The 13,509-nt window shown below is 33.8% G+C and carries 8 protein-coding genes and 1 pseudogene; 5 read left to right on the top strand and 4 right to left on the bottom strand.

From position 1 onward, the window contains the following. Positions 1-12: 12 nt before the first annotated feature. Complete coding sequence (locus H3S88_RS07420) at positions 13-1,560, top strand: YjjI family glycine radical enzyme (RefSeq protein ID WP_198228511.1); 1,548 nt, start codon at positions 13-15, stop codon at positions 1,558-1,560. Then, the gene (locus H3S88_RS07415) at positions 1,535-2,401 is read left to right on the top strand and encodes a YjjW family glycine radical enzyme activase (RefSeq protein WP_198228513.1); all 867 of its coding nucleotides are present in this window, start codon (positions 1,535-1,537) and stop codon (positions 2,399-2,401) included. Before H3S88_RS07420 ends, H3S88_RS07415 begins: the two co-directional genes overlap by 26 nt. Before the next feature lie 597 nt (positions 2,402-2,998). Here the strand turns inward: H3S88_RS07415 and H3S88_RS07410 are convergent. Both H3S88_RS07410 and H3S88_RS07405 read right to left on the bottom strand, forming a co-directional pair. Beyond that, entirely contained in the window at positions 2,999-4,468 is a 1,470-nt protein-coding gene (locus tag H3S88_RS07410) for a hypothetical protein (protein WP_198228514.1), read from the bottom strand. A gap of 789 nt (positions 4,469-5,257) precedes the next feature. Then, positions 5,258-7,429: pseudogene (locus H3S88_RS07405) on the bottom strand (Tex family protein); the annotation flags it as partial. A gap of 44 nt (positions 7,430-7,473) precedes the next feature. On the opposite strand from H3S88_RS07405, the gene greB reads away from it, so the two are divergent. Both greB and H3S88_RS07395 read left to right on the top strand, forming a co-directional pair. Next, entirely contained in the window at positions 7,474-7,956 is a 483-nt protein-coding gene (gene greB, locus H3S88_RS07400; protein ID WP_039128773.1) for a transcription elongation factor GreB, read from the top strand. Between the two features lie 266 nt (positions 7,957-8,222). Then, the gene (locus H3S88_RS07395; RefSeq protein ID WP_198228516.1) at positions 8,223-9,323 is read left to right on the top strand and encodes a YcbX family protein; all 1,101 of its coding nucleotides are present in this window, start codon (positions 8,223-8,225) and stop codon (positions 9,321-9,323) included. Positions 9,324-9,767: 444 nt separating this feature from the next. Here the strand turns inward: H3S88_RS07395 and H3S88_RS07390 are convergent, their stop codons facing one another. Together H3S88_RS07390 and ilvC are read right to left on the bottom strand one after the other, a co-directional pair. Next, positions 9,768-10,349 carry a cell division protein ZapC domain-containing protein gene (locus H3S88_RS07390; RefSeq protein WP_144092402.1) on the bottom strand — a complete coding sequence of 194 codons (582 nt, stop codon included), beginning with the start codon at positions 10,347-10,349 and terminating at the stop codon, positions 9,768-9,770. Between the two features lie 1,266 nt (positions 10,350-11,615). Then, positions 11,616-13,094, bottom strand: coding sequence for a ketol-acid reductoisomerase (gene ilvC / locus H3S88_RS07385; protein ID WP_065738831.1), 1,479 nt, complete (start codon positions 13,092-13,094; stop codon positions 11,616-11,618). A 174-nt stretch (positions 13,095-13,268) separates the two neighbouring features. Between ilvC and H3S88_RS07380 the strand changes: the two genes are divergently transcribed. Further along, a complete protein-coding gene (locus tag H3S88_RS07380) occupies positions 13,269-13,505 on the top strand; it encodes a YhdT family protein (RefSeq protein ID WP_086318565.1) in 237 nt (78 codons plus the stop codon). Positions 13,506-13,509 lie beyond the last annotated feature (4 nt).

Raw genomic sequence — 13,509 nt, 5'->3', positions numbered from 1 at the left:
ATAGAGGTATTTATGAACATGACCGAATTTCAACAAAACTGTTATAAAATTGTGACCGATCCTAATTTGTCACCAAAACAAAAATCCAATTTACTCGCCTTAGCAGCAGAAAATAATTTACCTTATGTTGATTTGGATAGTGATACTAAGCAAGCTTTAGATGAGCGTGTGATTTGTGACATGTACGAAGGTCATGCACCTTACAAACCTCGTTATGTATTACCTGATTATGCAAAATTTCTTAAACAAGGATCTGAGTATTTAGAACTTGAACCAGCAAAAACATTTGATGATGCATTAAATATGCTTACTATTGCTTATCACCATATTCCATCGGTAACAAGTATGCCTGTTTATTTAGGCTGTCTAGATCAAATCTTATTGCCTTATGTTGGTAATCTTAGTGAAGAGGATCTTTATCAACGTTTAAGACATTTTTGGATAATGCTCGATCGCAATTTACCTGATGCATTTATGCATGCGAATATTGGTCCGACTGACAATGTTATCTGCCGTATTATTTTACGCGTCGACAGAGAACTTAAACAGGTCGCCCCTAACTTAACGTTTATCTATGATGAGAAAATTACTCCAGAATCATTGCTATCAGTTGCAATAGAAAATATCTGTGAAACAGCTAAGCCACACATCGCTAATAATGAGATGATCAAAAAAGATTTTGATGATAAAGGTTATGGTGTGGTTAGTTGCTACAATTCATTACCGGTTGCAGGTGGTGGCAGTACTTTATCTCGAATTAATTTAAAAGAGGTTGCATTGCGTAGTAAAAATATTGACGATTTTCTACAAAATACTCTACCTCACTATTGTCAGCTACAACTCAATTTGATTAAAGCTAGATCCGCATTTCTTTTCGAAAAATCTAACTTTTTCACTCATAGTTTTTTAGTGAAAGAAGGCATTATAGATGCTGATCGATTCGCTCCAATGTTTGGTATCTATGCAATGGCTGAAGCAGTCAATATTTTGCAAGAAAAATCTAACCTTGCTGGACGTTATGGTAAGGATGAAGATGCCAACGACCTTGCCTCAACGATTTCACAACAACTTGCGGGGTTTGTCGATAGTCATGAAATCAAATACGCATGGCGAGGCAAAGCTATGTTGCATGCTCAATCAGGTATTAGCACTGATAGAGGAGCAACACCAGGATTACGCATTCCGTATGGTCATGAACCTGATCCCGTTACGCATATTATGGCACTGTTTAAACATCATCATTACTATACATCGGGTATCAGCGATATTTTAACGATTGATGAGACCATTAAAAGTAATCCATCTGCCCTACTGCAAATATGTAAAGCTGCGTTTCAATTTGGTTTCAGAGAATTTACCGCCAACATCAGTGGTAATGATTTGGTGCGTGTAACAGGTTATATGGTTAGACTTTCAGATATTGCCAAATATAAACAAGAAGGCTCTCGTATTAACACGACATTCTTAGGTAGTGAAGCAGCCGAAGATACCGTAAATAATAGCTATCTATGCCGTACTCCGCGAGTCATCAGTCATGAACAAGTCATGGGCAATCGTTAATAAACTGTTACCATTTTCTTGTGTTGACGGACCGGGTAACCGATTAGTCATATTTTTACAAGGTTGTAATTTTAAATGCTTAAATTGCCACAATCCTTATACCATATCATTATGTAGGGAGTGTGGTGACTGTGTAAACACCTGCCCACATCAAGCATTATCTTTTATTAATCATAAGGTCATCTGGCAAACTTCGGCTTGCCAGCAATGTGATACTTGTATTAATACTTGTGGTTATCATTCTACCCCTATGACCTATAAATATAGCCTTGAAGATATTTTAAATATGATACGTAAATATCTCCCCTTTTTAAATGGGATAACGGTTAGTGGTGGCGAAGCAACCATGCAGTTACCATTTATCGAAGAATTATTTAAAACCATAAAACAAACGAATGATCTAAAACATCTAACTTGTTTTATCGATAGTAATGGGTATTTAGCACAAACAGGCTGGCAAAAAGTAGCCGATACGATGGACGGGGCAATGATTGACCTTAAAGCTTGGAATAATCAAGTACATAAAAAATTAACAGGTCGAGATAATCTTCGTGTAAAAAACACGATAATCTACCTTGCGAAAATTAAAAAATTATATGAAGTTCGATTCTTAGTTATACCAGAACATACCGATCTTCAAAATAATGCCAAGCATCTTGCGCAATTTTTAACAGAAATCAGTCCCAATATCAAAGTTAGAATTAATGCTTTTCATAATCATGGTGTTCATGGTATTGCCAAAACTTGGAAATCTGCCACTAAACAGCAAGTGGAAACTTTTGCAGATCAATTAAAACACTATGGTCTGAAAGATATTATGTTACCAAGTGTTTATTTATGACGCTTGAATCTTACTATAATTTAAGCATGACTAAATTTTATATTTTTTATGAACATTGCTTAATTAATTGATGATTATTATCATTTTTCATGAAATTAACCTACTTTTAATATTATTGTTTTCTTTCCAATATATTCATATGATTTACTTTTACTAAAATTTCAGCATTTATGTTAGTTGTTTTTTTCATTTAAGAACATGCTGAAAATAATACTACCCGTTTTTATGATGTTATCTAGGTTGATGCTAAAGTCAAAAATAAAATAGATTGTCTACAAGGTATTGTTGTTATGCCCTGCATGTTGGCAACACAAAACAACGTTTGGTTGGGGTAAAAAAACATGTAGGTCAATGATCAATTAAGTCATTTTCACACCTACCTATCAAACCAATGAAACTGTATTTAAATACGCGTTTGTTTATATGATAATTGGCTTATTAGTAATCGTCACTTTAGTCATATTTTGCCAACAAAAGGTTAAACTTATTTCTATCCCGATACAGAATGTGCTCAGTTTTTTGTATTGACATGGTAAACTTGCTGAAAGATTACAATATTTATTGTTCTTTCCAGCAAGTCATCATTTTAATTAATTCCTAATATTTAATACACATAGTATAGGCACTGTCTGGTTCTACAATGACATTACCCTCAGCTACTCCAACACTGTAAGCATGGACAAATCCATTAGAATCAACCCTAGGGGACATATCTTTGGTGAAATAAAAATCATAATTAAATAATCTTTGGTAATCGGTGAGGCCTGCCATCATATCGCGCAAGTCACCATTGATTGGTGCATAATAGAAGATTTTACCCCATTCTCCCATTAAGCTATTGCCAATAATTCGCTTAAAACCATTTCCTGCCAAATACCAATTATCATTATTATTATTATCATAAGAAAGCGGTGAATTGCTCAGTTCGGCTCGGGTTGGTAAGCGGTCACCACTGTTTTGGCATAAATTTTGCGCATCAGAGAGAGAGACGAAACTAAGATTACCAGTATGTACATAAAACCAATGAAGGATCGAGAATTGATAGAAGAATGTTGCATTTGTTTGAGTGTTGGTGACTTGAATCACAAAATCATCACCACTATTAGGAGCGTTATTAGTAAAAATAAATTCACTTTTTGAGTCTGGAACCGAACTGCGTGGTACATTTTTTAGTGATGAATTTGGATTTTTAAGAAGTTTATAAGTATATTGTGATATCGATTTTAAAGGTACAACTCTAAATCGAGCTGATGGAAATGCCGTTGTAGGAAAGTATCTTCCGTTGTTATCAGTTGCAGTCGCGTTAAATCCTTTATGGGGAACAAATTGATTTGTATCATAAGGATCAGTTCGATTTATCCAGTCAGCTCCCCAAGGAGCATTTTGACCTCCTTCTGGCCAACCATTTCTCATAATAAGTCCTAATACACCAGGCTGGATGTAACATACACCATCGTTGGTAGTAACTGGAAATGTTTTAGACACTTGTCTTGATTCGGAATCGGTTGGTATTCCGTATTGAGTTCTAGCATAAAATTGAACAGTTACAGTAACCGACGAATCACCTTTATAAGAACTACCTGTACATAAATTATCCCCTAATGGGTTGGTTGAATTCGAAGCGATAACATTATTATTCTGATCTTTCCACTCAGAAGTGATACTTTGAATAATGAAACTATTTGATGATTCTAAATAATCTCCATCACGATCACTAATATCTGCATTGGTTAATTGCGATAGATCAACATCAAATGAATAATTACTTGGTGAGGTATTAAAAGCAAGCGAAAGTTTTTTATTCGAATCGGGGGCTATAACTATGGGGTCAATATTTTTCAAATTTAACTTCACTTGAATACCATTTAAAATTTTAGTATCCGCTGTATCAAGTATTGATGGTGGAGTACCCTGTATGTAATTGACAGTAGTAACTGTCAAATAGGCAAAACAGGCATGCCCATAACTGAGTAAGACAGCAAACATTAAAATATTTAGCATTAAGTGAGCTAAACTAAATTTTTTATAAAAACCAAGATTTTTATTCATTGCTACTCCGCTTTTCATAAACTACTCCACCTATCCGAATTAGATTATCGTCAATAGAATCAAGTTAGCGAACAAACATGCTTACAAAAGGTATATGACAAAAAGGAGAACATGCTCCTTTATATGTATCATTGATACCTAATATTTTAAAATCGAGAATGTGACAAAATATAAAAATTTATTATATAGAACTGATTACTTTAACTAATTGTAATTTTTGACTATTTATTTAAATTTAATTTTTTATCCTAAGATTTCCATTACAAGAGAATCCTACTGAATAAAACTAAATAAAACTTTAAAAAAATACGTTATGAAATTTTTGGAATTAAATATCTTTTTACTTTAGTTTCTAACAAAGTTCATCACTAAATGTTTATTAAAACAATTAATAAAAAAATATTAGAACCAAAAAAATACTAAGAAGAGAAAATAAGAAAAAATAAAACTAAAATTGTTAGAGCTAATTTTAATCATTTAATTTTATAAAAGCAAATATTTCAGCAATAGATTCATTCAATAAAAAATTACCTTAATTATTAATAACTGATTTTACGTCATTTTAAAAGAATCATTCTAATCTGATTTTAAGCTCTTATTTTGAACAAGACAGGCCGATATAAATAAAGTTCCCATCATAAATATATGATATTAATGATGGGAAATCGTTAATTACTTCCCTTTTTTAAAGGCAGCGGCAAAGGCGTTACCCATAGCGCTATTGCTTAATGTCGATCTATTATTATTTTTAGAATGGTTAGCAGGTTTACTATTAATTGATTTATGTCCTTCCTGTTTTGGTGTAGCAGGATCATCAAGTCGCATTGATAAAGCAATACGTTTACGCGCAATATCAACTTCGACAACTTTAACTTTGACAATATCACCGGCTTTTACAACTGTTCTAGGATCATCAACAAATTTATCCGACAATGCCGATATATGGACTAACCCATCTTGATGTACTCCAATATCGACAAAAGCGCCAAAGTTAGTTACATTGGTAACCGCACCTTCCATAATCATGCCAATTTTCAAATCTTCCATCGTTTCGATATTATCAGCAAATTGTGCCGTTTTAAATTCAGGTCTTGGATCTCGACCCGGTTTATCCAATTCTTTGATAATGTCTGTCACGGTTGGAACACCAAAGTGATCATCGACATAATCGATAGCTTTAAGTGATTTCAAATAGCTTGAATCACCTAAAATCTCTTTTAATGTTTTGTGATTTTTATCCAAAATTCGCTTAACTACTGGGTAGGCTTCAGGGTGAACCGCTGAGGCATCAAGTGGATTTTTACCATCCATAATACGTAAAAAACCAGCACACTGTTCAAACGCTTTAGGACCTAAACGGCTAACTTTTAATAACTGTTTGCGATCGATAAATTGGCCGTTCTCATTACGCCAATCAACAATATTTTGGGCGATCACTTTATTCAGTCCAGCAATGCGCGCAAGTAACATCACTGATGCAGTATTCAAATTAACGCCAACGGCGTTTACACCATCCTCGACAACAGCATCAAGCTTTTTAGCTAATTGAGTTTGACTCACATCGTGTTGATATTGTCCCACACCAATTGATTTTGGATCGATTTTTACCAGTTCAGCTAATGGATCTTGTAAACGGCGAGCAATGGATACCGCACCACGAATTGATACATCTAGATCAGGAAACTCTTGAGCAGCAAGTTCAGATGCGGAATAAACCGATGCACCGGCTTCGCTGACAATGACTTTTTGCCCTTTTACTTCTGGATACTTTTTCTGAACATCAAGGTAGAAGCGTTCAGTTTCACGAGATGCCGTACCATTACCAATGGCTACTAATTCCACTTGATATTTGATGCAAAGTGCAGCCACCACCATTGCTGCTTTATCAGCTTGTCCTGTATGCGGGTAAATCGTTTCAGTTGCAACAAGTTTACCGGTCGCATCCACAACGGCAATTTTTACACCTGTTCGCAAACCGGGATCCATCCCCATAGTGACTTTCATACCCGCAGGTGCAGCCATTAACATATCGTGCAAATTTGCCGCAAATACATTAATTGCTTCTTCTTCTGCGCGTTCGCGCAAAGTAGTCATAAGTTCGGTTTCCATGTGCATTAAAATTTTAATACGCCATGTCCAATTGATCACGGCTTTACGCCATTTATCAGCTGGCTGATCATTAAATCGAACCCCAAGATGTTCAGTAATGATCTGCTCGCAATAACTCTCTTTTGGTGTTTCTTCAAATTGAGGATCAGCATTTAAAGATAGTTGTAAAAAACCTTCATTGCGTCCTCGAAACATCGCTAATGCACGGTGAGAGGGTACTTTGGAAATAAGTTCACTTTGTGCAAAATAATCACGAAATTTTGCCCCCTCTTCTTCTTTACCAGTAACAACTTGCGAAACCAAATGCGCATTATTCCAAAGATAATGACGCACTTTAGCCAATAATGTCGCATCTTCTGCAAATCGTTCCATTAAAATATAACGAGCACCGTCTAATGCGGATTTAGTATCAGCAATGCCTTTATCCACATTAAGATATTGTTCAGCTTCATTCTCAGGGTTTAACATTGGATTTTGCCATAAGTTATCAGCTAATGGTTCTAATCCAGCTTCGATCGCAATTTGACCACGAGTGCGTCGTTTTGGTTTATAAGGCAAATAGAGATCTTCAAGTTCAGTTTTACTTAAGGTTTGTTTAATACTTTGACTAAGTTCTGGCGTCAATTTTCCTTGTTCGTCAATTGACTTTAAAATGGTCTGTTTGCGATCTTCAAGTTCGCGTAAATAACTCAAACGGTTGTCTAATGTACGTAACTGGGTATCATCAAGCCCACCGGTTACCTCTTTACGATAACGGGCAATGAAAGGAACGGTACTGCCTTCATCTAATAACTGTATGGCAGCTGAAACTTGTTCTGGTTTTACAGTAAGTTCACCAGCTATAATATGGCTAATTTGATTATTTATCATGGTATCTCAGTATATCTTATCGATTAACGGAATTTAATTTAATCATGCAAAAAGCTAATTATATAACAAGAGAAGGCTATTTGGCACTTGATCGTGAATTGAAATATTTATGGAGGGAAGAAAGACCTCGTGTTACTCAAGCCGTATCAGATGCCGCAGCACTGGGTGATCGCAGTGAAAATGCAGAATATATTTATGGAAAACGCCGATTGAGAGAAATCGATAGGCGTGTTCGATTTTTAACAAAAAGGTTAGAGATATTAACCATTGTTGATCCAGATCCAAGACAGGAAGGCAAAGTGTTTTTTGGTGCTTGGGTCAAGTTAGAAGACGAAGCGGGCGAATCGCATATTTATCGTATTGTCGGCGCTGATGAATTTGATCCTAAAAAGAATTGGATATCAATCAATAGCCCTGTTGCACGTGCGTTAATTGGCCATAAAGTTGATGATGAGATATCGGTCAATACACCAAATGGCAAAACCTTTTTTTATATTTTAGAGATCAGTTATTCTAAATTAAGTTAATATTGAGATTAAATAGATATAATTATAAAAAAGGAAGAACTTAAAAATCTTTTCCTTTCTTTTAAATAAACACTTTTAAATAATATCGATTTAAGGTTAAAACTTGAGGAAATAATGATTAATGTAGATATGGTTTTTTTACAGAGATGATTAAATGTTCCTCATCCAATAATCAATAAAATGTAAACTATAAAAAGTTGTTAGCTACTAATTATGACTTATAAAGGTTACAATTAGAATAATTTATATTATTTATTATTAAAATTATGATTTCTGTCAATCAGTTATATATATATCCAATTAAATCGCTTTCAGGTATATCACTTCAAACAGCCAATACTGTTGATGGAGGTTTTGAACACGATCGAATCATGATGATTAGTGAACCTGATGGAACATTCATAACCGCCAGACAATTTCCCCAATTGTTAAAGCTTCGAGCCTCAGTAATAGGTAATGATGTTTCTGTTTCATTGCCTTTGTTAGAAAAAATTTGTTTTAATTTGGATGAGTTTTCTGAAAATAATGAACCAACCGAAGTTTGGGGTAACCATTTCACTGCGCAAATTGCACCAATTAGAGTTAATCAATTTTTTAGTCACTTTCTTCAAAAGGATGTGCAGTTACGCTGGGTTGGCCATAATCTAACAAGACGAACCAAACGCTATCCACAAATACCCGTGAGTTTTGCTGACGGTTACCCCTATTTGTTATTAAATCAGGCTTCATTTACTTATTTGCAGCAACAGTGCCCTGTTAAGCTCGATATTCAACAATTCCGAGGTAACATTATTGTTGATGGTGCATTACCTTTTGCCGAAGATGGTTGGAAAACAATTAAAATTGGTGAAGTCATCTTTGATATCGTAAAACCTTGTACTCGTTGTGTGTTAACAACGTTCAATGTCAACACAACCGAACCATTACCTAATAATGAACCTTTAAAAACATTGGGTTATTTTAGATCTGATTTGGAGGGAAATATCAATTTTGGCATGAATATGATTGCTCGAAATCATGGAACGGTATCGGTTGGAGATAAAATTGAGATACTTGAACGACAACCTGCCAATAGTTATGTTAAAAACTTTCCTAAAGTAGAAACAAACAACTATCAATCTTGCAGTATCTCTTTTGAAAATACAAAATTTGAAGGTAATAATCAACAAACACTGTTAGAACAACTTGAACAGCATCATATTTCACTTCCCTATTCTTGTCGAGCCGGTGTATGCGGTCGTTGCTCTGTGTTATTAAAGAAAGGGCAAGTAAAACCATTAACGCAATCTGGAATTAAGCGCAATAACACTATTTTAGCGTGTAGTTGTATTCCTATGAGTGATATCACCATAAAACTATTAAAATAATCATATAAAAATCAAATAATTAATTATTAAATACAAAAGGATAATAAATATAAGTATTAAAATTATCCTATAAAGATAAGGTGACACTGGCATGTTTAAAAAATTTTTCTATTTATGATAAACCTTTTCTTATTGATGCACGAGATGAGCTGCTAAAAGAATCTAAAAAGCAGGATTAAGATCATCTTTAATGAATTTATATGACTTTCACATTAATAATAAAATATATTGGCTAACAGATAAACGCCAAAACAAAAAGTGAATCATCACTGCAAAAATGACCTTTTTAGGGCAACGCTAATCATTAACCAAATTACGATTAAAAGTATAGGATATGATATTCAATATTAATTAAAATCTGAATTACTGTATTGAATTAAAAGAATAGTGGATTAAATAGGGATGAGTAGAGAATAACTACTCACTTTGAATTAAGTTTGAAAATTAGGAAATTGCCTTTAATTCTAATTCTTTATCATCTAAAACCATTGAATTATCTGATTGGGTAAATTGTTGTGCTAAAGCCAGTCTATCATTCATTACCTTAATCGCCTCTGAAAAATAGAAAGTTTTATTCATAGAGAAAAAAGTTGGTTGAGCAATAATACACAATGATGCATGTACACCAACTTCAACAACCATCATACAAACTTCAAATCCATCTTCTTGCATATGAACTTTAACGATATCAGCCACTTTTGGTATATATTCAATGGGCTGTTGAGAAAAATACCAACTTTTTGGCATTTGCGGTTTTAAAAAATTAGCTGCGACAATGGCGTTAATTGATAATTGAATCTTTTGTGATTCTGTCAAATTTAATGAATGACAACTATTGTGAAACTGATAATAAGATGCAGCATCACTAACAGAAAAAGCAAATTCACTAAAAACATCAGGAATTAGCATTTTACTTGGATAACAAGATCGGAACAACATATCAGATGAAACTTCCAGCATTAAACTATCGTATTCACGATCAAAATACCAACGCCAACCATCAGTTGGTCGAAAAGCCATCTTCATTGATATATTACCCCTCAATATAAGCAAATGCTGAAAGATAACATAATTTAAATAAGAAATAAATAAGAAATTAAAATAAAAAAATTTTAATTACCTAATTTTTAAAAACTTTATGATCATATTTGATCAATTAAAATGATCTAAATATGATCTTGTCATTATTTTTAGATCTTATTGAATTCAATGCGTTTTTTTTACTTACACGTAGGCATGACCTGAAACTTTTTCACAAAATTAAAATATAAAAAGCTGCCATTTGGCACCTTGTGTTTTAACCAGAATTAAATTGTCTCAGTGCTTAACTGGCTATATTAATACGTTTCATATCTGTCATGTAACTACGTAATTTGCGACCTAATTTTTCGATCAGTTAATCCTAGATCGTTTATTACAATTCTATAAAGGTAAAATATCTATTTTTTCAATCTGATTATTTTTTACTGAAACATAGGCATGACCTGAAACTTTTTTACAAAATTAAAATATAAAAAAGGTGCCATTTGGCACCTTGTGTTTTAATCAAAATTAAACGATTTCAGTGCTTAACTGGCTACATTAATACGTTTCATATCTGTCATATAGCTACGTAATTTGCGACCTAATTTTTCGATCAGTTAATTCTAGATCGTTTCTTAAAATTCTATAAAAGCAAAATAACGATTTTTTCAACTTAATTTTTTTACTGAAACGTAGGCATGACCTGAAACTTTTTTACAAAATTAAAATATAAAAAAGGTGCCATTTGGCACCTTATGTTTTAACCAGAATTAAACTGTATCAGTACTTAACTGGCTACATTAATACGTTTCATATCTGTCATATAGCTACGTAATTTGCGACCTACTTTTTCGATCAGTTAATCCTAGAGCGTTTCTTACAATTCTATGAAAGCGAAATATTGATTTTTTCAATCTGATTTTTTACTGAAATGTAGGCATGACCTGAAACTTTTTAACAAAATTAAAATATAAAAAAGGTGCCATTTGGCACCTTTGGTTTTAATCAGAATTAAACGATTTCAGTGTTTAACTGGCTACATTAAGATGTTTCATATCTGTCATGTAGCTACATAATTTGCGATATAATTTTTCGATCAGTTAATCCTAGATCGTTTATTACAATTCTATGAAAGCGAAATATCGATTGTTTCAATCTGATTTTTTTACTGAAACGTAGGCATGACCTGAAACTTTTTTACAAAATTAAAATATAAAAAGGTGCCATTTGGCACCTTGTGTTTTAATCAGAATTAAACTGTATCAGTACTTAACTGGCTACATTAATACGTTTCATATCTGTCATATAGCTACGTAATTTGCGACCTATTTTTTCAATTGGATGATTACGGATTTCTTCATTTACATCACGTAATTGCGCATTATCAACACTACCTTCAGGAATTGCTTTGCCAAGATCACCTGCTTGTAACATTGGCATAAATTTTTCTCTTAATAGTGGTACAGCTGCATTAGCAAATAGATAATTACCATATTCAGCCGTGTCAGAAATCACCACATTCATTTCATATAAACGTTTACGAGCAATAGTGTTAGCAATAAGTGGTAATTCGTGTAATGATTCATAGTAAGCTGATTCAGGTAAGATTCCTGATTCAAGCATGGTTTCAAAGGCAAGTTCAACACCCGCTTTAACCATCGCTACCATCACCACACCTTGATCAAAGTATGCTTGTTCGTCAATTTTGCCTTGATATTCTGCAGCTTTTTCAAATGCTGTTTCACCTGTTTCTTTACGCCATTTTAATAAGTTAGCATCATCATTTGCCCAGTCTTTCATCATCGTTGAAGAAAATTCACCTGAAATGATGTCATCCATATGTTTACGATAAAGATCAGTCATGATCACTTTTAATTCTTTCGCTAAAGCATTAGCGCGTAATTTAGCTGGGTTTGATAAACGATCCATCATTAAAGTTATACCACCTTGTTTTAATGCTTCGGTGATAGTTTCCCAACCAAATTGTAATAATTTACAGGCATATGCAGGATCTACACCATCAGCAACAAGTTTATCAAAACAAAGTAGTGAACCTGTTTGTAACATACCGCAAAGAATAGTTTGTTCGCCCATTAGATCGGATTTAACTTCGGCAACAAATGATGATTGTAAAACACCCGCACGATGTCCGCCCGTTGCAGCTGCCCATGCTTTAGCAATTGCTAGACCTTCACCTTTTGGATCATTTTCTGGGTGAACAGCAATCAGTGTCGGAACACCAAAACCACGTTTATATTCTTCACGCACTTCGGTACCCGGACATTTTGGTGCGACCATCACAACAGTAATATCAGAACGGATCTTTTCGCCCACTTCAACAATGTTAAACCCATGAGAATAACCCAATGCCGCACCTTGTTTCATTAGTGGTTGTACAGCTTTAACAACCGCTGAGTGTTGTTTGTCTGGGGTTAAGTTAATGACAAGATCCGCAGTAGGGATAAGCTCTTCATATGTACCAACTTTAAAACCATTTTCAGTTGCTTTTTTCCATGATGCACGTTTTTCAGCAATAGCCTCTTTACGGAGTGCGTAAGAGATATCCAATCCTGAATCACGCATATTAAGACCTTGATTAAGACCTTGCGCACCACAACCTACAATCACAATTTTTTTACCTTTTAAAAAATTCGCTTCTGAAGCAAATTCATCACGAGCCATAAAACGGCATTGACCTAATTGTTCTAATTTTTCACGTAAATTTAGGGTATTAAAATAATTTGACATCATTCTCTCCATGAGTTCAATTGTTTATTTTCGAATCATGAAACATGATATAGTAGTTTTATTGTTGCGAAAATTGATATATTTACAATATTATATTGCATAAATTGCAACATGCTTGCTAAGTTAAACACTTTCTTTTACTCTAAGCCACTTTCAATTCATCTATGAATCATTATGGATCCACGTTACCAGCAAGCAAATAAAGAAGCTAAACTATCACTGTTGTTGACCATTATCTACCTAATTGGGTGGATTATTTGTGCTTATTTTGTCGGGGATAACATTGGCTTTTTAGGGTTTCCTTTGTGGTTTGAGCTATCTTGCATAATGGTCCCATTAGGTTTTATTTTACTGTGTTGGATCATTGTAAAATTTCAATTCAAAAACATCTCATTAGAGCAAACTAAGTGATTAA

This window comes from Gilliamella sp. B14448G11 (assembly GCF_016101765.1).
Taxonomy (GTDB): domain Bacteria; phylum Pseudomonadota; class Gammaproteobacteria; order Enterobacterales; family Orbaceae; genus Gilliamella; species Gilliamella apicola_N.
Note: the sequence above shows the minus strand (reverse complement) of the source record. Positions and strands in the feature narration are given on the sequence as shown.